The 23,571-nt window shown below is 42.0% G+C and carries 24 protein-coding genes; 11 read left to right on the top strand and 13 right to left on the bottom strand.

The genetic code is table 11. The annotated features are described in order from the left end of the window. Nucleotides 1-254 precede the first annotated feature (254 nt). The 6 genes from hslV (at nucleotide 255) to ubiB (ending at nucleotide 5,652) form a co-directional block, all read left to right on the top strand. Nucleotides 255-794, top strand: a complete 540-nt coding sequence (gene hslV, locus TAO_RS03275) for an ATP-dependent protease subunit HslV (RefSeq protein ID WP_096526603.1) — start codon at nucleotides 255-257, stop codon at nucleotides 792-794. A 7-nt stretch (nucleotides 795-801) separates the two neighbouring features. After that, nucleotides 802-2,127: an ATP-dependent protease ATPase subunit HslU gene (gene hslU, locus TAO_RS03270; protein ID WP_096526602.1), complete on the top strand. Its 1,326-nt coding sequence runs from the start codon at nucleotides 802-804 to the stop codon at nucleotides 2,125-2,127. Nucleotides 2,128-2,159: 32 nt separating this feature from the next. Continuing rightward, nucleotides 2,160-2,537 carry a gamma-butyrobetaine hydroxylase-like domain-containing protein gene (locus tag TAO_RS03265; RefSeq protein WP_096526601.1) on the top strand — a complete coding sequence of 126 codons (378 nt, stop codon included), beginning with the start codon at nucleotides 2,160-2,162 and terminating at the stop codon, nucleotides 2,535-2,537. 21 nt (nucleotides 2,538-2,558) lie between these two features. Then, entirely contained in the window at nucleotides 2,559-3,305 is a 747-nt protein-coding gene (gene ubiE / locus TAO_RS03260; RefSeq protein ID WP_096526600.1) for a bifunctional demethylmenaquinone methyltransferase/2-methoxy-6-polyprenyl-1,4-benzoquinol methylase UbiE, read from the top strand. Between the two features lie 65 nt (nucleotides 3,306-3,370). Next, entirely contained in the window at nucleotides 3,371-3,982 is a 612-nt protein-coding gene (locus tag TAO_RS03255) for a ubiquinone biosynthesis accessory factor UbiJ (RefSeq protein WP_096526599.1), read from the top strand. Continuing rightward, nucleotides 3,979-5,652, top strand: a complete 1,674-nt coding sequence (gene ubiB / locus TAO_RS03250) for a ubiquinone biosynthesis regulatory protein kinase UbiB (RefSeq protein WP_408607618.1) — start codon at nucleotides 3,979-3,981, stop codon at nucleotides 5,650-5,652. The genes TAO_RS03255 and ubiB overlap by 4 nt, the downstream gene beginning before the upstream one ends. A 525-nt stretch (nucleotides 5,653-6,177) precedes the next feature. Here the strand turns inward: ubiB and TAO_RS03245 are convergent. The 7 genes from TAO_RS03245 to tgt form a co-directional block, all read right to left on the bottom strand. Continuing rightward, nucleotides 6,178-6,765: a flavin prenyltransferase UbiX gene (locus TAO_RS03245; protein ID WP_172419101.1), complete on the bottom strand. Its 588-nt coding sequence runs from the start codon at nucleotides 6,763-6,765 to the stop codon at nucleotides 6,178-6,180. Between the two features lie 23 nt (nucleotides 6,766-6,788). After that, entirely contained in the window at nucleotides 6,789-8,165 is a 1,377-nt protein-coding gene (gene mpl / locus TAO_RS03240; protein ID WP_096526596.1) for a UDP-N-acetylmuramate:L-alanyl-gamma-D-glutamyl-meso-diaminopimelate ligase, read from the bottom strand. Between the two features lie 6 nt (nucleotides 8,166-8,171). Then, on the bottom strand, nucleotides 8,172-8,426 hold the full coding sequence (locus TAO_RS09860; RefSeq protein WP_231910560.1) for a hypothetical protein: 255 nt from the start codon (nucleotides 8,424-8,426) through the stop codon (nucleotides 8,172-8,174). 68 nt (nucleotides 8,427-8,494) lie between these two features. After that, entirely contained in the window at nucleotides 8,495-8,671 is a 177-nt protein-coding gene (locus TAO_RS09855; protein WP_231910559.1) for a hypothetical protein, read from the bottom strand. Nucleotides 8,672-8,824: 153 nt separating this feature from the next. Beyond that, the gene (gene secD / locus TAO_RS03230; protein WP_096526595.1) at nucleotides 8,825-10,675 is read right to left on the bottom strand and encodes a protein translocase subunit SecD; all 1,851 of its coding nucleotides are present in this window, start codon (nucleotides 10,673-10,675) and stop codon (nucleotides 8,825-8,827) included. 19 nt (nucleotides 10,676-10,694) lie between these two features. Further along, nucleotides 10,695-11,039 carry a preprotein translocase subunit YajC gene (gene yajC, locus TAO_RS03225; protein ID WP_231910558.1) on the bottom strand — a complete coding sequence of 115 codons (345 nt, stop codon included), beginning with the start codon at nucleotides 11,037-11,039 and terminating at the stop codon, nucleotides 10,695-10,697. 36 nt (nucleotides 11,040-11,075) lie between these two features. Then, nucleotides 11,076-12,191 (bottom strand): tRNA guanosine(34) transglycosylase Tgt, encoded by a 1,116-nt coding sequence (gene tgt / locus TAO_RS03220; RefSeq protein WP_096526594.1) that lies wholly within the window; start codon nucleotides 12,189-12,191, stop codon nucleotides 11,076-11,078. A 123-nt stretch (nucleotides 12,192-12,314) separates the two neighbouring features. Here tgt and pyrF point away from each other — a divergent pair, with 123 nt between their 5' ends. Continuing rightward, complete coding sequence (pyrF, locus tag TAO_RS03215) at nucleotides 12,315-13,031, top strand: orotidine-5'-phosphate decarboxylase (protein WP_096526593.1); 717 nt, start codon at nucleotides 12,315-12,317, stop codon at nucleotides 13,029-13,031. Between the two features lie 30 nt (nucleotides 13,032-13,061). Here pyrF and TAO_RS03210 read toward each other — a convergent pair whose 3' ends face one another. Both TAO_RS03210 and TAO_RS03205 read right to left on the bottom strand, forming a co-directional pair. Next, nucleotides 13,062-14,513: a sigma-54 dependent transcriptional regulator gene (locus TAO_RS03210; RefSeq protein WP_096526592.1), complete on the bottom strand. Its 1,452-nt coding sequence runs from the start codon at nucleotides 14,511-14,513 to the stop codon at nucleotides 13,062-13,064. Between the two features lie 135 nt (nucleotides 14,514-14,648). Beyond that, a complete protein-coding gene (locus TAO_RS03205) occupies nucleotides 14,649-15,035 on the bottom strand; it encodes a SirB2 family protein (protein ID WP_096526591.1) in 387 nt (128 codons plus the stop codon). Between the two features lie 69 nt (nucleotides 15,036-15,104). Between TAO_RS03205 and TAO_RS03200 the strand changes: the two genes are divergently transcribed. After that, entirely contained in the window at nucleotides 15,105-17,300 is a 2,196-nt protein-coding gene (locus TAO_RS03200) for an AMP-binding protein (protein WP_096526590.1), read from the top strand. A gap of 80 nt (nucleotides 17,301-17,380) precedes the next feature. On the opposite strand, the gene clpB is transcribed toward TAO_RS03200, so the two are convergent. The 4 genes from clpB to TAO_RS03180 form a co-directional block, all read right to left on the bottom strand. After that, nucleotides 17,381-19,954, bottom strand: coding sequence for an ATP-dependent chaperone ClpB (clpB, locus tag TAO_RS03195; protein ID WP_096526589.1), 2,574 nt, complete (start codon nucleotides 19,952-19,954; stop codon nucleotides 17,381-17,383). 105 nt (nucleotides 19,955-20,059) lie between these two features. Further along, on the bottom strand, nucleotides 20,060-20,755 hold the full coding sequence (locus tag TAO_RS03190) for a lysophospholipid acyltransferase family protein (RefSeq protein ID WP_231910557.1): 696 nt from the start codon (nucleotides 20,753-20,755) through the stop codon (nucleotides 20,060-20,062). A 49-nt stretch (nucleotides 20,756-20,804) separates the two neighbouring features. Then, entirely contained in the window at nucleotides 20,805-21,455 is a 651-nt protein-coding gene (locus tag TAO_RS03185) for an L-threonylcarbamoyladenylate synthase (protein ID WP_096526588.1), read from the bottom strand. A 15-nt stretch (nucleotides 21,456-21,470) separates the two neighbouring features. Beyond that, nucleotides 21,471-22,307, bottom strand: coding sequence for a PHP domain-containing protein (locus TAO_RS03180; RefSeq protein ID WP_096526587.1), 837 nt, complete (start codon nucleotides 22,305-22,307; stop codon nucleotides 21,471-21,473). A 62-nt stretch (nucleotides 22,308-22,369) separates the two neighbouring features. On the opposite strand from TAO_RS03180, the gene TAO_RS03175 reads away from it, so the two are divergent. Genes TAO_RS03175 through TAO_RS03165 form a run of 3 tightly spaced genes read left to right on the top strand, consistent with a single transcriptional unit; the run spans nucleotide 22,370 to nucleotide 23,558 of the window. Beyond that, nucleotides 22,370-22,984 carry a septation protein A gene (locus TAO_RS03175; protein WP_096526586.1) on the top strand — a complete coding sequence of 205 codons (615 nt, stop codon included), beginning with the start codon at nucleotides 22,370-22,372 and terminating at the stop codon, nucleotides 22,982-22,984. Nucleotides 22,985-22,986: 2 nt separating this feature from the next. Beyond that, nucleotides 22,987-23,286 carry a YciI family protein gene (locus TAO_RS03170; RefSeq protein ID WP_096526585.1) on the top strand — a complete coding sequence of 100 codons (300 nt, stop codon included), beginning with the start codon at nucleotides 22,987-22,989 and terminating at the stop codon, nucleotides 23,284-23,286. Further along, nucleotides 23,283-23,558: a BolA family protein gene (locus TAO_RS03165; protein WP_096526584.1), complete on the top strand. Its 276-nt coding sequence runs from the start codon at nucleotides 23,283-23,285 to the stop codon at nucleotides 23,556-23,558. Before TAO_RS03170 ends, TAO_RS03165 begins: the two co-directional genes overlap by 4 nt. Nucleotides 23,559-23,571 lie beyond the last annotated feature (13 nt).

Below are 23,571 nucleotides of genomic sequence, written 5' to 3'. Positions count from 1 at the left end.
AAATACAACGAAGGGTTTAGTAAGGATTTTTACTTAAATTAATTAGTGTTCAAATTAAAAGAAGCTATTGTAAATCATTACCTAATATACACAAGATACTAACATTATAATCTATTCTATGCCAAATAAATATGAGACCTGCTAATTACTAGGCAGAAGCTCTTTAAAAAACATTTAAATATTAAGTTTATAAAGCTAGAATTGGTGTAAAATTAGCACTTCAGTCATAATTTAACTAAAAGGAGCAGGGGCTTTTGGAGTATTTTCACGGCACAACCATTCTTTCAGTACGACGCCAAGAACAGGTGGTTATTGGAGGCGATGGCCAAGTTAGTATGAATAATATTGTTATGAAAGGTAACGCACGTAAAGTACGGCGACTATTTCACGATCAAGTAGTTGCTGGCTTTGCTGGCGGTACTGCCGACGCCTTTACACTCTTTGAGCGCTTTGAAGCTAAATTGGAAAAACATCAAGGTAATTTAGTACGCGCTGCTGTGGAATTAGCTAAAGATTGGCGATCTGATCGCTCTCTTAGGCGGCTTGAAGCGCTCCTAGCAGTTGCAGATCGTAAAGTATCCTATATTATCTCAGGCAATGGCGATGTTATCGAGCCAGAGCATGGCATAATGGCTATTGGTTCAGGGGGCTCCTATGCTCAAGCAGCGGCCCGCGCTCTATTAGAAAATACCGATCTTAATGCTCATGCTATCGTTGAAAAAGCGCTGACTATTGCTGCGGATATTTGTATATATACTAACACTTACCTAACTATTGAAGAACTCTCAGGCTAAATCGACCATGCCCGAACTTACCCCTCGACAAATCGTTCAGGAACTAGATAAGCATATCATCGGTCAATCGGCTGCTAAGCGAGCCGTAGCTGTTGCTCTTCGTAACCGCTGGCGCCGGTGCCAAGTAAGTGAGGAGCTACGCAATGAAATTACTCCTAAAAATATTCTTATGATCGGGCCAACCGGAGTAGGCAAAACTGAAATTGCACGACGTCTTGCTAAATTAGCCAATGCCCCTTTCATTAAAATCGAAGCAACTAAATTTACTGAAGTAGGTTATGTAGGTCGAGATGTAGAATCTATTATCCGAGATTTAATGGATATAGCCATCAAAATGACCCGTGAGCAAGAGATGTCTAAAGTCCGTAATCAAGCCCAAGATATAGCTGAAGAGAGAATTCTTAATACCCTATTGCCTTCCGCTAGAACTGCAACTAATGAGATAGTAGAGGAAGAATCAAGCGCCCGACAAAAATTTCGCAAAATGTTGCGAGAAGGAAAATTGGGCGACCGCGAAATTGAGATTGAACTACCTATTACATCTATGGGCGTTGAAATTATGGCTCCTCCCGGTATGGAAGAGTTGACAAATCAGCTTCAAAGTTTATTTCAAAATTTAGGGAGTACGCGCACACGGATTCGTCGACTGCGAATACGTGAAGCATTTAAATTACTCACTGAAGAGGAAGCGGGGAAGCTCATTAATGATGAGGATTTAAAAGCTAGAGCTCTCAATAACGTAGAACAAAATGGTATTATATTTCTCGATGAAATAGATAAGATTGCCAAACGCTCTGAGTTCTCTGGCACTGATGTCTCCCGTGAGGGCGTACAGAGGGATCTACTTCCTCTAGTAGAAGGAAATACGGTTTCTACTAAGTACGGCATGGTAAAAACTGACCATATCCTGTTTATTGCATCAGGGGCTTTCCATCTTGCTAAACCTTCAGATCTTATTCCAGAAATGCAAGGGCGTTTACCTATTCGAGTCGAACTAAACGCACTGGATGTTAATGACTTTGTACGTATTCTCACTGAACCAAGAGCTTCCCTTACCGAACAATATATTGCTCTCTTAAAAACCGAAGGAATATTTTTACGTTTTACTGAAGATGGTATCGCCCGTATCGCCGAAGTTGCTTGGCAAGTCAATGAGCGCACTGAAAATATTGGCGCTCGACGCCTACACACTGTTATGGAGCGCTTACTAGAGGGCCTTTCTTTTGAAGCTGAAGATCATGCTAGCAAAGAGGTTGTTATTGATTCAGGCTATGTAGACGTGCAGTTGGCTGATTTAGCTCAGGATGAAGATTTATCGCGCTATATTCTATAAAAATTAGCTGTTTTTTAATCCTAAAGCCTCAAATGACGCAATCCCCTCAGCCTACTGAAATTAAACTTCACCGCCAATCTCGTATGCTTGAACTGAGCTTCGATAATGGTGCTAAATTCGCATTTTCTTGCGAATTTTTAAGGATATTCTCTCCTTCAGCAGAGGTACAAGGGCATGGCCCCGGTCAAGAAATTTTACTTGTTGATAAAGACGCAGTTAATGTAACTAATATTGAACCTATAGGTAACTATGCTATCAAGCTATACTTTGATGACGGGCATAATACTGGCCTTTACTCTTGGAAATATCTTTATAAGCTAGGCAAAGAACAGGCTCACCTATGGAAAAAGTACTTAGATCGTTTACAACAAGTGGGTTACGTTCGCAAAGATCTTAAAACCAAAGACTAGCGTTTTTAGCAGAAATAGATAATGAACCGAAAAGAAACAACCCATTTTGGCTTTCAAGAAATCCCTATAGAAGAAAAAGCTCATAAAGTCGCTGAGGTTTTCCACTCAGTAGCTAGTCGCTATGATCTTATGAATGATCTAATGTCATTTGGGATGCATCGTCTTTGGAAACGCTTTCTTATTGAGCTAGGCGGCATTCGTCCAGGGATGAAGATCCTAGATGTGGCTAGTGGTACCGGAGATCTTGCCAGATCATTTTCTGATCTTATTGGTAATAATGGCCATATTATCCTAGCAGATATTAATTCAAGCATGTTGACACAAGGCCGAGAACGGCTTATCAATCTTGGCAAAGTTGAAAATCCAAGCTATGTGCAAGCTAATGCAGAGTGTCTACCTTTTCCAGCTAACTACTTTGATCGAGTCACTATCGCTTTTGGTCTACGTAACGTAACCCGAAAGGAAGTAGCCTTACGTTCTATGTATCAAGTTTTAAAACCGGGCGGTCAGTTGCTTATACTAGAATTTTCCAAACCTGCATCATGGTTAACACCTCTCTATGATGTATACTCTTTTCAGCTCTTACCTCGGCTTGGGAAATTAGTCACAGGGGATGCCGATAGTTATCGCTACTTGGTAGAGTCTATTCGCCGACACCCAGATCAAGAATCCTTGCAAAGGTTAATACAATCTACTGGATTTGACCATTGTGATTTTTACAATCTAAGCCATGGTATCGTTGCTTTACATAAAGGTTATAAATATTGATATAAAATTAATAACTAAAGGTTTTTCATAAACCTAATTAGCTACAATCAATAGAACACAATACCGTGTACGTACCCCCTATCCTATTAATCTTTATTGCAGCATCAATTAACACTATTTTACGGGCTGATCCTAATAGCTTTAAAAGACTGATAGCTATGTCCGGAAAGTGTATTGCTATTGAATTACAGGGCTTAGAGCTTAAAATTTTTATTAAACTTAACCCTAATGCTATTACATTAAGCACTACTTCCCATGTACCACCAGTTGTTACCTTATCAGGTACACCTTTAGATCTTTTAAAGATTGCCACTGCTAGATCCGACTCGCCTAACATTTTTCCTACAAGCGGTATCCAGATCCACGGCGATATAGAGCTTAGCCAACAAATTAAAGTGCTTATACAAGAGCTTAATTTGGATTGGGAAGAATTATTATCTCGCTATATTAGCGATATTCCAGCTCATCAGCTCGGAAATAGCGTACGTAGCTTTAAGGCTTGGAGCCAACATACGATAAAAGCCCTCGGGCAAAGTCTGACCGAATATCTACATGAAGAGATTAAACTACTACCTGATCATGGTGAAGTAACTGGCTTTCTTAACACAGTTGACTATCTTCGAGCCGACTTAGATCGAATAGAGGTACGAATCCAACGATTACGCCAACAATCATGACTTTACGCCAATTTTTACGCCTAATATATATTAACTGGACCCTACTGCGTCACGGGCTAGATGAAATTATTCTTGCAACCCGTCTATTTCGTCCTCTGCGGTTTTTAATATATATAGCCCCTGGGCACTGGCGCAAAACAACCTCTACTGCCCCACGAGGCGTTCGAATTCGCCGTGCTTTAGAGGATCTTGGACCTATCTTTGTTAAATTCGGTCAATTACTCTCCACTCGCTATGACTTACTACCTACTGATATTACAAAAGAGCTTGCTTTCTTACAAGATCGTGTTGCTCCTTTCCCATGCGAACAAGCAAGAGAAATTATTGAATCAGCCTATAATCAGCCACTGTCAAAAATATTTGCGGCTTTTAATGAGAAACCACTAGCATCAGCTTCTATCGCCCAAGTTTATACAGCTCAATTATATGATGGTTCTAAAGTAGTCGTTAAAGTCGTACGCCCAGGGATTAAACGAGTTATTCAAGGAGATGTAGCCCTCCTTTATCTACTAGCAGGTCTTGCTGAGCGATATTGGTCAGAAGGACCGCGGCTACATCCTCGCGAAATCGTGGCAGAGCTGGAAAAAAGCTTATATGATGAGCTTGATATGCTTCGAGAGGGATCCTCAGCTTCTCAATTACGGCGTAATTTTACCGGTTATGCTAATCTCTATGTTCCCAGCATTTATTGGGATTACACTCGCCCCAATGTACTGGTTATGGAGCAAGTTCACGGTATTCCTATCGGCCTTATCAGCGAACTTCGACGGCATCACATCAATTTTAAACGGCTAGCTGAAGTTGGCGTTGAAATTTTCTTCACTCAAGTTTTTCGGCACAGTTTTTTTCACGCTGATATGCATCCAGGTAATATCCTAGTCTCAACTAAAAATCCAGAAAACCCAGCTTATATCGCTATCGACTTTGGCATCATGGGAACACTAGGGCCTGAAGATCAGCGTTACCTAGCAGAAAATTTTCTTGCTTTCTTTAATCACGATTATCGGCGTGTTGCAGAATTACATGTGGATGCAGGCTGGGTACCTGCCAATACTCGGGTTGATGAATTTGAATCCGCTATTCGCAGTGTCTGCGAGCCTATTTTTGATCGGCCGCTAAAAGAGATTTCCTTCGGCCTATTATTAATACGGCTATTTCAAACCGCTCGCCGCTTCCATATGGAAGTTCAACCTCAGCTTGTATTACTGCAAAAAACCCTACTTAACATTGAGAGCCTAGGTCGTAATCTTTATCCAGATTTGGATTTATGGCAGACGGCCAAGCCGATCTTAGAACGCTGGATGAGCGAACAAGCAGGGCCTTATGGAGCTTATAATACCTTAAAATCCAATGTTCCCCGATGGGCCACTACTCTGCCAGAGATTCCATTACTCATTCACGAGGTTACAAAACAAGCCAGTAAAGGTCATTTACAAATACGCATTGCTGCTGATGATCTCAAAAAACTAAACCAAGAAATACGCCGAGCTAGCTTGCGTACCGCTGCAGCTATAGCAGGAGCTGCGCTTCTAGTAGGCTCAGCTACTATTTATAGCGGGATTGGCTACACTCCAATTATATGGGCTGGAATTCCTCTACTCAGCTGGTCATTAGCTGGCCTAGGATTTGGGCTTATCATGGTAGCTTGGCGTTTAGGAAAAATTAGCTAGACAACTGCTTTTTCAGGAAAGATATGCTTTGCTCATGGGACGATAACTTAAACAATATTTCTGCAAAATTTTATTTAAACTGCAGTTCGACTCTGCGCTGCCTCAAAGCAAGCAGCAGGCAATATCTATAACACAAGTTGCGATAGAAATTACAGCGCAAATAGACAAGAGGCATTTTATAGAGCAACCATAAACCTAAAGAATCAAGATTATTACCTATGTAATAAAAAGATGTGGCACAATGCACTCATATATTCATCTAGCTACGATTCCAATTTTACTCACTGTTATAGCTGCTGGTAATCTTTCTAACTAAGGATATCAGTTACATTATTATGATTCCTTACATAGAAGAAGATTGCTAAAGCAGCATTAGATAACCATCAAAAACAACTTATTCAATTGCCCACTAAAGGAGGTACCACTATTACGGTTCAGGCCTCACTTTTATAATAAATTTTTTATTTTTCCTAGCAGAGCAACAGAACATATGTATGTAGCAAATAATCTTTTAAATCTTATAGGCTATAAAATAACCTCACCCCAGCGAGCCACTATATGATGTTTCACTCCCGCATGATCAAGGATTCTGGCTACTATAAAATCTACTAAATCCTCAACTCGACGCGGCCGGTGATAAAACCCTGGGTTAGCTGGAAGAATAACTGCGCCAAGCCGAGCTAAAGTGAGCATATTTTCTAAATGAATAACTGAAAATGGGGCTTCTCTAGGCACTAAAATTAGCTTTCGCTGTTCCTTAAGCATTACATCAGCAGCTCGCTCAATAAGATTATCATTAGCACCCCGAGCAATAGCTGAAATTGCTCCTACTGTACAGGGGCAAACTACCATAGTCTGGATGCGATGCGAGCCACTTGCCAGTGGCGCAGTCCACTGAATCCCACTATAACAATAGAGTAATTCAGGCGCTACTGAAAAATAAGCGGCTAAGTATTTCTGTAAATCCCGAGAGCGAGTAGGAAACCGTAAATCAGTTTCCATCGCTACAACTGTTTGAGCCGCGCTCGATACCATCAAGTGTACAGAGATATCTGCTTTAAGTAGGCATTCTAATAATCTTAGCCCATAAACAATGCCGGAAGCGCCCGTCATAGCCACAGCTATTTCGCAAGGATTCACTCACTACTTACCTGTAAGGCTTTTACTAACCGCTGATGAATACTACCAAACCCGCTATTACTCATAATGACTACATGATCGCCTATTCGAGTATAAGTACATAGGCTATCTACTATAGCCTGAATATCAGCCAATACTAAAGCTTTATCCCTAAGATGATCGGTGACTGAATTTAACCAAGTAAGATTTATAGGCTGATAAATAAGTATCCAATCCGCTAAATTTAGCGCTGGAGCCAAAATATGTTGATGGATTCCAAGCTTCATAGTATTAGAACCAAGCTCTAATACGACAATAATACGATCCTTACCCACTCGTGCTCGCAATCCAGCTAGAGTCTTAATAATAGCGGTTGGGTGGTGAGCAAAATCATCATAAACAGTTATTCCATTTACTTTACCACATATTTCTAGGCGTCGCCGTACACCTTGAAATTGCATTAATGCCTGACAAGCTTGATCTATTGGTACTCCAATATGCCGCGCCGCACCAATAGCTGCTAAAGCATTGCTAACATTATGATGCCCAAGGAGTGACCACTCTACCTTACTTTGATAACTACCCTCATACCATACCTCAAAATAACTACCATCCTCAGCTATAGTATTAGCTGCCAATACTCTATTTTTCGAATCTATTCCAAAATAAATAATAGGAGTCCAACAACCCATCGCAATCACTACCTCTAAAGCCCTATCTCCTTGAGGCGCAAGAATAAGTCCATTATTCGCTACCGTGCGGATTAAATAGTGAAATTGTTGTTGGATTGCTTCTAAATTAGGAAAAATATCAGCGTGATCATATTCTAGATTATTAAGCACTAAAGTTTGAGGATGATAATGAATGAACTTAGATCGTTTATCAAAAAACGCAGTATCATATTCATCCGCTTCAACAACAAAATAAGGATTTTGACCAAGTCGCGCTGAAACACCCAGATCTTTAGCAATTCCACCAATAAGATATCCAGGCATACGACCCGTATATTCTAATATCCATGTCAAAAGGCTACTTGTCGTAGTCTTACCATGAGTGCCGGCTACTGCTAATACCCATCGCCCCCGTAGAATATGATCAGCTAGCCATTGAGGCCCTGAGGTATAAGGTAGTCTCTGAGCTAATATATATTCCACTGCGGGATTACCGCGAGAGATAGCGTTACCTATTATCACTAGATCCGGGGCTGGCTTTAAAACAGCTGGATCATATCCCTCATAAACATAAATACCTGCAGCTTCCAACTGTTCACTCATAGGAGGATAAGCTTTGATATCAGAACCACTTACATGAAAGCCAGATTCTCGCGCTAATAACGCTAATCCAGCCATAAACGTACCGCAAATCCCTAAAATATGAATGTGATGTATTGGCATCTCTGCCTAAGCTGTAGGAAAAATAAAATCCATTACTTGAATAGAAATCAAAGCATAAATCACTGCTACAAGCGCCCCTATTGTGAAGGAGAATGATAATGCCTCACACATAATATGCGCTGTTATGACTGTATTCCAAATCATAAGCCCAATTAATAACAAAGATCCCAATCCAAGCAAAAATCCTTTTTGTTCTGCTACTATTTTTAGCCCGAATAATATAGAGAAAGCTAAGATTTCAATCAACATTCCAGCACCCATTAATGATATTAAAGTCTGCTGTAAGCGAGACCTGAAACCTCATACTATCAGTAAAATTTCCGTCATACCTATTTAGTATCTATCAAAGTTAATAATAATCCTTCAGCAAGCTCCATATGGAGCATAGATACTAACCACTCTACACTTAGATAAGCTAATAAGGTCTGGGCTAATAAACCCGATGAAGGTGGGGCACCCGCAGGCCCGGAATGTAATAGGCATAAAAATATAAAGAATTTCAGCATCTAGGAAATTATGCTACGTATAGCATTTTTCATGCCACCAGCAGGTTACTCAAAGTTTAAAGCAAAACCATGTAGCTATAAATAAGAAAGGATATCAAAACAGATGGAATAATTATTATTTCAAGTGAACAGAACATCTACCTTAGTTTTATATTATATAAGTAGCTTTACTTTACGTCGGCCGCCATAAATAAGATTAACAACAGATCGAGTCCCGATAATAGCAGTAAACATAGATGTCAAAATACCTAGTGATAAGGTTACCGCGAATCCTTTAATAGGCCCGCTCCCAACCCCGAATAATACAATAGCAGCGATCAATGTAGTAAGGTTAGAGTCAGCGATAGAAGCTAAAGCATTTCGATAGCCAGCATCAATGCTACCTTGAGGATTATTGCCATTACGAATCTCCTCGCGAATGCGTTCAAATATCAAAACATTAGCATCGACTGCCATACCTACGGTAAGCACAATACCAGCAATGCCTGGCATAGTAAGTGTAGCCTGTAACAATGAGAGCAGTGAAACTAACAAAACAACATTAGTTGCTAGCGCTAGATCGGCAATAAGCCCAAAAACCCGATAGTAGACTGCCATAAAAACAAAAACAACAAGAAAGGCTACTAATACTGACCGGAAACCTTTCTCAATATTATCCTGACCCAAACTTGGACCTATTGTCCGCTCCTCAACAATATCAGTAGGTGCCGCCAAAGCGCCTGCCCGCAATAAAAGAGCTAAATTACGCGCTTCCTCAGTAGAATCAAGCCCCGTAATCTGGAAACGCTTACTCAGCTGATCCCGAATGGTCGCTACATTGATAACTTCTGATATTTGTCTATGAGTTTTAGTAAGATTACCCTCGCTATCTGATTGGGTCTCAGCTTTAGTTTCTATAAAAACTACGGCCATAGGCTTGCCAATATTCTCACCCGTTACTCGGCTAAAAGAACGAGCCCCTGAGCCATCTAGGGTGACATATACCGCTGGGGTGCCACTTTGTGAATCAATACCCGAAGCCGCATCAGTAATATGGCTACCCGTTAAAATTACCCGTTTCTTGAGCAATACAGGTGTACCACCGCGCTCATAATACAATCGGGATCCTGCAGGCACTCTTCCTTTGACTGCTGCATGAGTCGTATCAACTAGACGAAACTCTAGCGTTGCTGTAGCTCCTAAAATCTCTTTAGCTCGTGCTGGATCCTGTACTCCTGGTAGTTCTACTACGATGTGATTTTGGCCTTGCTGTTGGATTGTAGGCTCTGTAACCCCTAGTTCATTAATGCGATTACGTAATGTAGTAATGTTTTGTTGCACAGCTAAGCGCCCAATCTCGCGTTTTTCTTTTTCATCTAAGATAATTTTTAAACGAAAGGATTTTTCTCCATTTACAGACTGTAATTGCAATTTAAAATATTCATCACGGATAAGCTTTTCAGCCTGATCTCGCTGATCTGTATCGCGGAACTTAATTTCTATCCCCTCTGCACCAAGCCGGCCAATACCAAGATAACGTACTTTCTTCTCTCTTAGTAAAGCTCGTAGATCCTCTACATAACGCTCCTCAGCCTGCTGAACAGCTGCATTCATATCTACTTCCATGAGAAAATGAACCCCACCTCGTAGATCTAGTCCCAAGCTCATAGGCAAAGCCCCAATAGCCTTTAACCAACTAGGAGTAGCGGAGGCTAAATACAGTGCTACTGAGTAATCTGAACCTAACCCTTCGCGAAGGATATCTTGAGCCTTAAGCTGAGTATCAGCATTACGCAGTAGTATCAATAAACGCTGATCTTCTAAGCGTATGGATTGATAATCTAAATTTCGATCTTTAAATATCTGTTTCACGTGACTCTCAATCCCTGCATCAAGGCTAGCACCTCGAGTTGCTGAGATTTGTAGGGCTGGGATATCACCAAATAAGTTAGGTACGGCATAGAGTGTACCTACAAGTACTATTATTAATACCAGTAGGTTTTTCCATAGAGGATAATGATTCATCGAGGATAGCTTAATATTTTTAAAGTCTTTCAAGAGTGCCCTTGGGTAAAACTGAAGCCACAGATTGGCGTCGTACTTTAATATTCACATCCTCACTAATTTCCACTACCGCTGTGGTATCTGACAGCTCCATAAGCCGCCCCATAATGCCCCCTTCAATCATTACCTCATCACCCGCTTGTAATCCATCTACTAACTTACGATGTTCTTTAACTCGCTTCTGCTGCGGTCTAATTAATAAGAAATAAAATATAAGGAGCAGAGATGCGAAAAAAATGACATTAAATAGCACTCCTGGAGGCTGAGGCCCTGGTTGTCCTTGCGCCCAAGCTGATGAAACAAAAAAATCTAGCATGCTAGACATGTTACGGCCTCCTAAGTCGAATTAAATTTTTAATAATTATGTCACAGGAAGCAAGCTAGGTACACGCATAGCATAAAATTCAGTGACAAATTCTTCTAATCTGTTTTCTTCAATTGCTTTACCTAGCTGATTCATTAACTGCTGATAATAATATAAATTATGTATCGTATTAAGACGTGCGCCAAGAATCTCACGGCTTTTATCTAAATGATGCAGATAAGCCCGGCTATAGTGACGACAAGTATAACAAGTACACGAATCATCTAATGGACGAACATCATTACGGTAGCGACTATTACGAATGCGAACTATCCCTTCTTGAACAAATAGATGCCCATTACGAGCGTTACGCGTTGGCATAACGCAGTCAAACATATCAATTCCTCGCCATACCGCCTCAACAATATCTTCAGGTCTCCCTACTCCCATTAAATAACGGGGCTTATCTACCGGCATCTGCGGCGTAATATGGGTTAAAATTCTTAGCATATCCTCTTTAGGTTCCCCTACGGATAAACCACCAATAGCATAGCCATCAAACCCAAAGGTAATTAGCCCCTGTAATGACTGATCTCTGAGGTGTTCATACATACCGCCTTGAATAATGCCAAATAATGCCGCTTGGCAATCTCCATGAGCTTCTTGAGATCGGGCTGCCCAACGAAGAGAAAGATCCATAGAATAACGTGCTACTTTCTCATCGACAGGATAGGCAGTGCAATCATCAAATATCATGACAATATCCGCCCCTAAGCCTCGTTGTATAGCCATTGATTCCTCAGGCCCAAGGAATACTAAACGACCATCAATAGGTGAGCGAAAGCTAACCCCGTGCTCAGTGATATTCCGCATCTTACCTAAACTCCAGACCTGAAACCCTCCTGAGTCTGTCAGGATGGGGCGATCCCAATGCATAAAACCATGCAGCCCACCATGTTCCATAATCACATCTACGCCAGGGCGAAGCATAAGATGGAAAGTATTTCCAAGCACAATTTCAGCGCCTCCCGCAATCAGCTCTTCGGGAGTCATAGCTTTAACTGTTCCACAAGTTCCAACAGGCATAAAGGCTGGCGTTTCTATAGTCCCTCGAGGAAAACTAAGCCGTCCCCGTCGAGCTGCCCTTGATTTAGCCAGCAATTCAAATTTCATCGTTTAGTTGCCATAAAAATTGTAAATATTATGATAATATCAGCAAATTATTAAAATTTAGAAAGTGAAAAAACGATAGCAGAAAAATAATAGGTAATAAAAAGATAACTCGAACGTTTTATTATGACTAAGCGCAGCCAAGAGACATCCCGCATTATCATTGCCTTGGATTACCCAGATGCCAATCAAGCTTTAGCGTTTACCAGCAAACTCAACCCAGCCCAATGCCAAGTTAAAGTAGGTAAGGAGTTATTTACTCGCTCGGGTCCACAATTAGTGGAACACCTGACTACTCAAGGCTTTAAGGTCTTTCTAGATTTGAAATTCCATGATATTCCTAACACGGTAGCACGAGCCTGCCTTGCAGCAGCTGATCTTGGTGTATGGATGATGAATGTTCATGCTTTAGGTGGACTACCCATGATGGTAGCAGCACAAGAAGCCTTAGCTAAAATGACTTCTCCCCCATTACTGATTGCAGTCACGATTTTAACCAGTATTAACTCTGACCAATTAAAGCAAATAGGATTATCTGGAACCTTAGAAGACAATGTACTGCAACTAGCACAACTTACTCGTCGAGCTGGATTTAACGGCGTTGTCTGCTCAGGCTTAGAAGCTTCAATGCTTCGCCAAACTTGGGGAGGAGAGTTTTTATTAGTTACGCCTGGAATCCGGCCAATGGGTACTTTAATAGAAGACCAACAACGAGTATTAACACCAAGTAAAGCCATTTCTCTAGGTATTGATTATCTTGTCATTGGTCGACCTATCACAGCGGCTGCCGATCCGGTGGCAGCGTTAGAAGCTATTGAAACAGAAATTAAGCTAGCTTCCTAACTACTACTTACGGGTTACCATAAAATATAATCAAACCTCCGACGACAGCATATCTTCTTCCCGTTGAATACCATATCGACGAAGCTTATCGACTAAAGTAGTACGTCGCATCCGTAACCGATTAGCTGCCTGAGAAACCACCCCATTAGCTTCGTCTAATGCCTGCTTAATAAGTGAATACTCAACACGATTAAGGTGTTTCTTAAGATCTAAGCCTTCTTGTGGTAGTCGAGGAATTTCTAAAATATCCACCGTCTGCTCTAACGCTAAAGATCTTCTCTCTAAAGAGGACAGGGGCCTCTCCACGATACCTGTCTTATATTTTTCTGGTAGATCGCAATAATCCACGACACTGTAAGGGTATAAAATAGTTAGACGCTCAATTAAATTAGCTAACTCCCGTACATTGCCAGGCCATGGATACTGGCAAATAGCTATCACTGCAGCTGGAGTTAAGCGAATAAATCCTCGTTTTTCGTGCTTAATTCGGGTAATAATTTCGTTAATGAGCGGCGAGATATCTTCAGCACGATCCCTTAGAGGTGGCATTTCAATCGGGAAAACATTAAGGCGATAATACAAATCTTCGCGGAAATTTCCTTCTCGAATCTGCTCTTCCAAATCTCGATGGGTTGCTGCAATAATCCGGACATCTACATTCACTAATTTATTACTCCCCACGCGCTCAAAGGTCCGCTCTTGTAACACCCGTAGCAGCTTCACCTGCATCGCCATAGGCATATCGCCAATTTCATCTAAAAATAAAGTCCCTTCCTGAGCAAGCTCAAATCTGCCCTGGCGTGCAGTAATCGCCCCAGTAAATGCCCCTCTTTCATGGCCAAAAAGCTCACTTTCCAATAACTCACCCGGAATAGCCCCGCAGTTTACTGGAATAAAAGGCTTACCTCGACGTGAGGAGTAGTAGTGGAGATTACGAGCTACGACTTCCTTACCTGTACCCGATTCTCCTAAAATCAGCACAGTGGCATTAGAATCGGCAACCTGATCTATTAAATGACGAATAGTTCGGATAGCACGGCTACTGCCTACTAAGCTTCGAAACAGATCTACTGGTCGATGCCCAACACCTTCTTTTTGCCGCTGGCTTTCTCGAAAAATTTCTGCATTCTGCAAAATACTGGTTAATTCTGCGTGAAAAAAAGGGTAGCGAATTATCCCCAAACTTCCAGGTAAGAACCAAGTTTCTTTAGCATGAATATCCTCTTTAGGTACCAAAATAAACACCGGTAGCTGGATTTCCTCATTATTTAACTCTTTTATCATAGCTGCCGCTTTATCTAGATCTCGCTCATAACTACTGAGCAAAACGGCGGCAATACTTTGAGGATTAGTTATAATTTCTTGCCATTGCCCGCTTTGCCCTACAAGGGCAGAATGATAGCCTGCAAACTCAATGATAGTTTGAAGAGAGCGACCGCGCTCCTGATTACTCTCTAAAATTAGCACCACATCGGCAGACAAAGTAAGCCCTCTTTTTAGGTATCACATTAGAATATAATGTATATCTACCTTAAATCTTGTCATCTTTATTTACAATAAAATTAGAAAAATTAAACACACCGACCCAATAATCAAGAAACTCCGCGCTATAAATTATTAAGTCGCCCACGGCACAGGGGTTTTAGTAATAGCCACAGCCACGATATAACCAAATAAAACTAAAGCTACCCATAGGGCGCTAATCCGCAAGCCACGGGTACGGCCATAGGTAAGTGCAAGACTCCCTATCAAGATATAACCAATGAGTGCCACAACCTTAGCAGTCAACCAACTGTTTACAAAAGGATATTGATGCAGAATTAAGGTCATACCGATAGCGCTTGCTAGGAGCACAGTATCAACAATAGGAGGGATAATCCTTACCCAGCGTTGTGCTAAGCGTTGCGAAGAAAATACCATCCATAAGCCTCTACCAACGAATAATACTAACGTCACTACTACAGTTGTAATATGTACATATTTTAGAACTAGGTATAAATTCATTATATTAGCTACCCCTTTTCACCGAATATTTCAAACTGTAGCAAAATTACCTAAACCAGCCTAATTCCTATGAATAAAATGGACAAATACGCCAAGATAATCGCTGCATTACTACGGTTTCTGTTTAAAATCTGCTATCGAATTCAAATTAAAGATTTTGAATATTATCAACAAGCGGGCGAGCGCATATTAATCATTGCTAATCACATCTCTTCACTTGATCCTCTATTGTTAGCTGAATTTTTACCTAGGGATACGGTTTATATCATTCCTCCTCAGACGGCCAAAAATCCTTGGCTTCAGCATCTGCATATTTTTCCCCTAGATCCTACAGCACCTGATGCCGCGGAAACCCTACTTGAATATCTTAATCAATACCATAGAGTAGTCATTTTTCCTGAGGGCCGGATACGTACTACCCGTATCATGATGAAAATTTACCCAAGGATAGGATGGGCTGCCTACAAATCTGGGGCTATGGTATTACCGGTGCGAATTGAAGGAGCTGAAGATACTCTATTTTTCTCCGTACAGAAAAAACATCGTAGATGGTTTCCTATCATCACAATGACCTTATTACCTCCCCGGCAATTTATTCTACCGACCTCCCTTTCCAGCCGTGAACTGCATGAGCAAACAGAATCCTTGCTGCTTGAAGCCATGACAGAAATAAGTTTTACAAACGATCGCTATCGTCGCCCACTCTTCCAATCCTTATTGGATGCTCGTAGCATTTATGGCCGCCGTTTCCAAATTATGGAAGATGTAGATCGCCAACCCATCACTTATGATCAGCTCATACAACGGGCTTTTTTATTAGGTGCGTTGATTGCCAAAGATACTCAGCCAAGGGAGTTTATCGGGGTTTTATTGCCCACCGCCTTAAGCACTACCGTGTTATTTTTCGCTTTACATAGCCATAATCGAGTGCCCGCCATGTTAAATTTTACTATGGGCACTGCAGGACTCTTTGCGGCTATTGAAACCAGTAGTATTCGCATTGTCTATACTTCCCAGCGCTTTATTAAAGCCGCTGAGTTACAGGCTGTAGCAGAAGCCTTGGTCGACAAAGTTCAATTAATTTACTTAGAAGATTTACGCCAGCGCATAAAACCCTTACAACTGCTACGGGCAATGGTGCAATCTTATTTTGCCCGAGTGACTTATCAGCGCCTTGCCCCCAAAGTCACAGCGGATGATCCAGCAGTAGTATTATTTACTTCCGGCTCAGAAGGAACTCCAAAGGGGGTAGTGCTCTCTCACGCTAATCTGCTAGCTAACATTCAACAGGTAACTAGCCGAATAGAGTTTACTCAAGAAGATCTACTCTTTAATGCCCTACCGCTCTTTCATGCTTTTGGGCTGACTATGGGAATGATACTTCCCTTGCTCTCTGGTATTCGGTTATTTTTATACCCCTCTCCTCTTCACTATCGCGTCATCCCTGAGCTTATCTATCGTACCAATGCAACCATTTTATTTGGCACTAACACCTTCCTAACAGGCTACGCTCAGCAAGCTCACTGTTATGATTTCTATCGTATGCGTTATGTAATTGCTGGCGCAGAAAAACTACAAGAATCCACCCGCTCAATCTGGGCTGAAAAATTCGGTATCCGTATTTTTGAAGGCTATGGCGTTACTGAAACCGGTCCTGTACTAGCTTATAATACCCCACTGGAAAATCGTCCTGGTACCGTAGGGCGCTTACTACCTCAGATTGCGTATTATATTGAACCCGTTCCGGGTATTAAATCTGGAGGCCGCTTGATAGTCCGTGGGCCTAATATCATGCTCGGTTACTTATTGGCTCAAACACAAAGGCAACTTCAACCTCCGCGAACATCCCGCGGAGAAGGTTGGTATGATACTGGGGATATCGTTGATATCGATAAGGATGGCTATCTTATTATTTATGGGCGCGCTAAACGCTTTGCTAAAATCGCCGGCGAGATGATCTCCTTAGCTGTTATTGAAGAATTAGCTAGTAAAACTTGGCCTAACGCTAGTCACGCCGTAATTATCTTACCCGACCCCAAAAGAGGGGAAGAGCCAGTACTGCTCACCGAGCAGACAGATGCAGAACGTCGCCCCTTATTAGCTCAAGCAAAAACTGAGGGGTTAAGTGAGATCCATGTTCCTCGCCGAATCTTAATTGTAGAGAAAATCCCGCTACTTGCTAGTGGCAAAATTGACTATACAAGCGCCCAGCAGTGGGTAAAGCAGAAATTGCTATCTCCTGACAAGGATAAGGATAATGATTAATTATCTTGATTTAGAAAGAGCGCCCTGTCATTTTCCTTGACAGGGCGCTCACAAGCTGCCACAAACCAATCTAACCTAGGCTAACGCTCGAAAACAAAGCGATCCTCTTTAAACCCAACTTTAATTAAATGCCCAGACTTAAAGGTTCCTTTTAAAATTTCCTGTGCAATAGGGTTTTCAAGCTGCTGCTGAATAGCTCGCTTTAAGGGTCTAGCGCCATAAACGGGATCAAATCCTACCTCTGTTATCTTATCTAAGGCTATATCAGTAACGGATAGCTGCATATCCTGCGCTGCTAATCGTCGCTGGAGGTAAGCTATCTGGATTTTAGCAATCGCATGAAGCTGCTCTTTTAACAATGGATGGAAAACTACTACATCATCCACCCGGTTAATAAATTCTGGACGAAAATGTTGACTCACAATCTCCATCACTGCTTTTTTCATCCTCGGATAATCATCTTCTCCGATCATCTCTTGAATAATTTGAGAGCCTAAATTGGAGGTCATCACGACAATGGTATTGCGAAAATCCACCGTACGCCCGTGGCTATCTGTAAGCCGCCCATCATCTAACACTTGGAGAAGAAGATTAAAAACATCTGGATGAGCTTTTTCTACTTCATCTAGTAAAATTACCGAATAAGGTTTACGTCGTACAGCTTCGGTCAGATAACCTCCTTCCTCAAAACCCACATAACCAGGCGGTGCACCAATAAGTCGAGCTACGGCATGTTTTTCCATAAACTCGGACATATCAATCCGAATCATCGCCTCTTGGGTATCAAACAAAAAAACAGCTAATGCCTTACAAAGTTCGGTTTTACCTACACCGGTTGGCCCCAGAAATAAAAAAGAACCATTTGGTCGATAAGGATCAGAAAGTCCAGCGCGAGAGCGACGAATGGCATTGCTTACGGTGGTAATGGCTTCCATTTGCCCCACCACTCGCTGTTGCAATGCTTCTTCCATCTTCAATAATTTATCCCGCTCTCCTTCCAACATCTTAGAGACTGGAATACCCGTCCATTTGGAAACAACCCCAGCAATCTCCTCCTCAGTCACTTTATTACGTAACAATTTAAAATCATGGGATTCAATGGCAGCTGCAGCATCAAGCTGCTTTTGTAGCTCTGGAATACGGCCATACTGCAATTCTGACATGCGTGCTAAATCCCCCGCACGGCGCGCAGAGTCAAGATCTAGCCGAGCCTGTTCCAATTTCTCTTTAATCCCTTGGGCACCACTCAGCGTTGCTTTTTCCGCTTTCCAGATCTCCTCTAAATCCGCGTATTCTTTCTCCAAGGTATTTAGCTCAGTTTCTAAAATCTCCAGCCGCTTTTTAGAAGCTTCATCTGTTTCTTTTCGCAGCGCTTCACGCTCAATTTTTAGCTGAATAATACGCCGCTCTAGTCGATCCATAGGCTCCGGTTTAGAGTCAATTTCCATACGAATATGACTAGCTGCCTCATCAATCAGATCAATGGCTTTATCGGGTAACTTACGATCCGTAATATAGCGGTGAGATAGGCTTACTGCTGCCACAATGGCCGGATCAGTGATCTCTACTCCGTGATGAACTTCATAGCGCTCATTTAACCCTCGAAGGATAGCAATAGTATCTTCTACGTTAGGCTCATCTACCAATACTTTCTGGAATCGCCGCTCAAGGGCAGCATCTTTTTCTATATACTGGCGATACTCATCCAAGGTCGTTGCGCCAATACAATGGAGCTCACCCCGAGCTAAGGCGGGCTTAAGCATATTACCCGCATCCATAGCTCCCTCAGCCTTACCAGCCCCTACCATAGTGTGAAGTTCATCAATAAATAAAATAATATTTCCTTCTGCTTTACTTACATCCTTAAGTACAGCCTTAAGACGCTCCTCAAACTCACCCCGGAATTTAGCGCCAGCAATCAGTGCCCCCATATCCAGTGCCAATAAACGCCTATGTTTTAGTCCCTCGGGTACTTCACCATTAATAATTCGCTGAGCTAATCCTTCGGCAATGGCGGTCTTCCCCACGCCAGGCTCCCCAATAAGCACCGGGTTATTTTTAGTACGACGCTGCAATACCTGAATAGTACGACGAATCTCATCGTCTCGGCCAATGACAGGATCTAATTTACCTTGCTCGGCCCGTTGTGTTAGGTCAACTGTATAACGCTCTAAGGCTTGACGCTGATCTTCAGCGCCCGGATCGTTTATTTGTTGCCCACCACGCATAGCATTGATAGCCGCTTCTATATTCGCCTTACTGACCTTATTTTTTCGTAGTAACTCACCAAGCTGACCCTTATCCTCCACTGCAGCCAGTAAAAATAGCTCGCTAGAAATATATTGATCCTGCCGCTGATGCGCTAGTTTATCCGTGATATTTAGTAATCTTGCTAACTCTTGAGAGAGATGAATTTCTCCCGGAGTACCTTGAATTTGGGGAAGCTGTTTAAGGGCGTTATTGAGCTGAGCGTGAAGATAGTTTCCATCAACGCCAGCTCGCATCAGCAACGGTAGTACAGTTCCACCTTGCTGATCTAGCAAAGTAAGCATCACGTGCAACGGTTCTAGGAACTGATGATCATGTCTTAAAGCCAAGCTTTGGGCATCGGCCAAAGCCTCCTGAAATTTAGTCGTGAATCTATCCTGTCGCATTAGCAGCTCCCCAGTATTTAAAATCTTATTCTTAAATAAAAGATGGAGGCATCACCATTAAAATTAAACCCTAGGCAATATCTTAAAGGTCTTTATCTTTTACTCTTACCCTCCTCTTACGATTTGAGCGACTTGGAATAAACACTCCTCTTTTGAAAGAGACACGCAGGAAATTGGCGGGTGATAGTGAAGGGAAATCCGGCTTCGTTGTAGCAAAGCGCCCAATATCTGCCCCTGCCCCTTAACACCTTCAATATGTAGAGCATAAATAGGCACCCCAGATTGCAATGCGAGCCAAGCAACTCCTCGTTTAAGCGGACGAGGAGGATCCGTATCCAAATGGATCCCCCCTTGAGGAAAGAGGGCAATCACTTCTCCAGCACGTAAAGCTAATAAAGCCGCTCGAAGAGCTTTTTCTGGTCGCTTATCCCGATCAACCGGAATACAGCCCATAGCACGGAATAACCATCTAAATCCTATTCGCTGATATTGTTCGCGAGCAATTAAAAACCGTAATGGGCGGGGGCTTATAGCAACTAAAAGCTGAGGATCTAACCCTGAGATATGGTTAGCAACTACTAATGCCCCACCCTGAACAGGCAAAGGCAGCAGCTTAGAATCAAGTCGATGAAACCGATGACAGTAGAGACGATTTAAACCGTCTAAATAATTAAGATAACTTCTTCCCCAGTCCGCTTTATTAGCTGCTTTACAAGCCTCAAGCCATTGAATCCATCTCCAGCCAGCAATAGCTACCACTAGGGCAAGAAAAAACCACCCTCCCATTCCAGTTAATATCACTAAAATCACCTAAGATGTTTAATAGTTTCCTTTTTCATAAGCCACTAACTTAGGTTTCTTGGTATGAGCTTTGATCACGTGCCTTAAAAGGGGTTAGATCACCTCTCCCCGCACGGATAATTTTTGGCATATCCTCAACCAGATCAACAACAGTAGTAGGCTCAAAACCACAGTAACCTCCATTAATGACGAGCTCTACTTGATTGCCAATACGATTGTAGATCTCCTCTGGATCAGTAAGGGGCATTTCTCCACCAGGTAAAATTAAAGTAGAGCTTATTAGCGGCTCACTCAAAGTCGCTAATAATGCCTTGCTAATTGTATTATCTGGAACTCGAATGCCGATAGTACGCCGTTTGGGGTTTTGCAAGCGCCGAGGAACCTCTCGAGTAGCCTTGAGAATAAATGTATAAGCTCCTGGCGTTAAGGTTTTTAGTAATCGAAAAATCCTATTATCTACCTTGGCATACAGGGAAAAAGCTGAAAGATCGCAAAGTACTAGGCTAAATTCGTGATGATCATTTAACCCTCTAAGATAACGAATGCGATCTGCCGCCGCCTTATCTCCAACCCGACAGCCTAGCGCATAGCCAGAATCAGTCGGATAGACAATTAATCCTCCTTGTTGAAGAATCGAAACCGCTTGATTCAGAAGACGCTGTTGCGGGTTAACTGGATGAATTTGGAAATACTGACCCATAAATATCCCCCATGATTACTGCCATAGATTCCATACAGGCTTACAGTCAACAGGAAAAGAAGAAATCTGGCCTAAGTGAGCCCGATCATTTTGAGTTCCATGATAGTCAGAGCCGCAAGATCCAAAAAGATCTAGCTCCCTAGCCAAGCCCACTAATTGGGCAGTTTCCTCCGGCTGCTGATGACCCGAGATCACCTCCAAAGCAATTCCGCCGCATTCTTTAAATTCTCCAAATAATTGGATTAATCTCTTGCGGGTTAATTTATAACGCGCTGGATGAGCTATTACAGATATCCCTCCAGCATTATGAATCCAAGCCAACGCTTGTTCTAATGTAGCCCAGCAACTAGCAACATAGCCTGGTTTACTCGGCACTAGATAATGTTTAAAAACACTCTGAATATCCTTAGCGTAGCCTTTTTCAACTAAAAAACGAGCAAAGTGAGTACGGCTAAGAATATTGCCTTGTGCGTAACATAGCGCACCTTCAAAAGCGCCTTCAATACCTATTTTTTGCAGCTGATGGGCTATCTCAAGAGCGCGTTCATTTCGATAGGCCTGTAACATTTGAAGCCCTAATTGTAGAGCTAAATTCCCTTGATCAATCTTTAACCCTAGAATATGAATGGTACCCTGATTCCAAGTCACTGATATCTCCACTCCATGAATCAGTCTTAAAGCAAGGTTTGCAGAGGCAACACTGGCCTCAGCTAAACCTGCTGTACAATCATGATCGGTTAAGGCGAGAACATCTACACCTTGATCGGCTGCCTGTTGTACGAGAACCGCAGGATGAAGTGTGCCATCGGAGGCTGTCGAGTGGGTATGCAAGTCGTAAATTGTTGTTGACATCTGTTACAGTGTACCTCATGGGACAAATACAGTAAGATATTTTTAAATGATAGGATTAGGCTATGAAGCTATTTTTTGATTTTTTCCCTATTCTCTTGTTTTTTGGTGCCTATAAACTTTACGATAAACTACCTCCAGAAATCATAGATAAACTTAATTATATCCTCGGCTTACCTCTATCTTCCGGTGATTCTGGAAACGCCCTGTTACTAGCAACAGCAGTTATGATTGTTGCTTCAGTATTGCAAGTTAGCCTCTACTTTCTTAAATACCATCGTTTCGAACCGATGCATCTAGTCACCCTAGGATTAGTAGTTATACTAGGGGGAGCTACTCTAGTTTTTCGTGATCCTACCTTTATTAAATGGAAGCCAACAGTAGTGAATTGGCTCTTTGGTATTGCTTTTCTTGCTAGCCAGCTATTTACTAATAAACCTTTAGTACAACGGATGATGAGTACTGCAATTACCCTACCCACGCCTATATGGAATCGTCTTAATCTGGCTTGGGTGGTATTTTTCTTTATCTCAGGCACAGCCAATCTCTATGTAGCCTACCAATTCACAGAGGCAGCTTGGGTCAATTTCAAACTCTTCGGTATGCTAGGTCTAACTCTATTATTTGTTATTGGCCAAGCTTTTTATCTTACCCGATATCTCAATCCATCTGAGGATTAATTATGCTCTATGCCATTATTGGTCAAGATAGCGAACATAGTCTAGAGCGCCGTCGCCAAACTCGCACTGCCCACTTGGCTCGAATTCAAACACTACAAGAAAACGGGCATTTGATATTGGCCGGGCCTTTTCCGGCTATTGACACCGAAGACCCTGGAGAAATGGGGTTTACAGGCAGCTTGATAGTGGCTCAATTTTCCTCCCTAGAGGCAGCCCAGCAATGGGCTGAAACAGATCCTTATCTTGTAGCTGGGGTGTATACTCAAGTTACTGTTAAACCTTTTAAGCAGGTACTACCATGAGGCCAGAAGAGCGACTTGTTTTTATCCAGAAACGCTTAGAAGCTGCCCTTTCTCCAAAATCTATCATAATTCAAGATGACAGCGAACGTCATAAAAACCATAGCGGCCATGGGGGAGGCGGACACTATTGTGTAACTATTGTATCTGAGGCCTTTTCTGGAAAATCTCTATTAGAGCGTCATCGAATGGTGTATCAAGCAGTTAATGAAGCGATTGGTAAAGAAATTCATGCTCTTAATATCAAAGCTTATACCCCTCGCGAATATCCATAATGCTAAAATAACC

This window comes from Candidatus Nitrosoglobus terrae, from assembly GCF_002356115.1.
Lineage (GTDB): Bacteria > Pseudomonadota > Gammaproteobacteria > Nitrosococcales > Nitrosococcaceae > Nitrosoglobus > Nitrosoglobus terrae.
This window is presented reverse-complemented; position numbering and strand designations above follow the sequence as displayed.

What these genes read in the sequence shown, in the direction of transcription:
- hslU (WP_096526602.1), top strand. Translation starts at nt 802, where the DNA reads ATGCCCGAACTTACCCCTCGACAAATCGTTCAGGAACTAGATAAGCAT.
- TAO_RS03265 (WP_096526601.1), top strand. Translation starts at nt 2,160, where the DNA reads ATGACGCAATCCCCTCAGCCTACTGAAATTAAACTTCACCGCCAATCT.
- ubiE (WP_096526600.1), top strand. Translation starts at nt 2,559, where the DNA reads ATGAACCGAAAAGAAACAACCCATTTTGGCTTTCAAGAAATCCCTATA.
- ubiB (WP_408607618.1), top strand. Translation starts at nt 3,979, where the DNA reads ATGACTTTACGCCAATTTTTACGCCTAATATATATTAACTGGACCCTA.
- TAO_RS03245 (WP_172419101.1), bottom strand. Translation starts at nt 6,765, where the DNA reads ATGACGGGCGCTTCCGGCATTGTTTATGGGCTAAGATTATTAGAATGC.
- mpl (WP_096526596.1), bottom strand. Translation starts at nt 8,165, where the DNA reads ATGCCAATACATCACATTCATATTTTAGGGATTTGCGGTACGTTTATG.
- TAO_RS09860 (WP_231910560.1), bottom strand. Translation starts at nt 8,426, where the DNA reads ATGGGTGCTGGAATGTTGATTGAAATCTTAGCTTTCTCTATATTATTC.
- TAO_RS09855 (WP_231910559.1), bottom strand. Translation starts at nt 8,671, where the DNA reads ATGCTGAAATTCTTTATATTTTTATGCCTATTACATTCCGGGCCTGCG.
- secD (WP_096526595.1), bottom strand. Translation starts at nt 10,675, where the DNA reads ATGAATCATTATCCTCTATGGAAAAACCTACTGGTATTAATAATAGTA.
- yajC (WP_231910558.1), bottom strand. Translation starts at nt 11,039, where the DNA reads ATGTCTAGCATGCTAGATTTTTTTGTTTCATCAGCTTGGGCGCAAGGA.
- tgt (WP_096526594.1), bottom strand. Translation starts at nt 12,191, where the DNA reads ATGAAATTTGAATTGCTGGCTAAATCAAGGGCAGCTCGACGGGGACGG.
- pyrF (WP_096526593.1), top strand. Translation starts at nt 12,315, where the DNA reads ATGACTAAGCGCAGCCAAGAGACATCCCGCATTATCATTGCCTTGGAT.
- TAO_RS03205 (WP_096526591.1), bottom strand. Translation starts at nt 15,035, where the DNA reads ATGAATTTATACCTAGTTCTAAAATATGTACATATTACAACTGTAGTA.
- TAO_RS03200 (WP_096526590.1), top strand. Translation starts at nt 15,105, where the DNA reads ATGAATAAAATGGACAAATACGCCAAGATAATCGCTGCATTACTACGG.
- clpB (WP_096526589.1), bottom strand. Translation starts at nt 19,954, where the DNA reads ATGCGACAGGATAGATTCACGACTAAATTTCAGGAGGCTTTGGCCGAT.
- TAO_RS03185 (WP_096526588.1), bottom strand. Translation starts at nt 21,455, where the DNA reads ATGGGTCAGTATTTCCAAATTCATCCAGTTAACCCGCAACAGCGTCTT.
- TAO_RS03180 (WP_096526587.1), bottom strand. Translation starts at nt 22,307, where the DNA reads ATGTCAACAACAATTTACGACTTGCATACCCACTCGACAGCCTCCGAT.
- TAO_RS03175 (WP_096526586.1), top strand. Translation starts at nt 22,370, where the DNA reads ATGAAGCTATTTTTTGATTTTTTCCCTATTCTCTTGTTTTTTGGTGCC.
- TAO_RS03170 (WP_096526585.1), top strand. Translation starts at nt 22,987, where the DNA reads ATGCTCTATGCCATTATTGGTCAAGATAGCGAACATAGTCTAGAGCGC.
- TAO_RS03165 (WP_096526584.1), top strand. Translation starts at nt 23,283, where the DNA reads ATGAGGCCAGAAGAGCGACTTGTTTTTATCCAGAAACGCTTAGAAGCT.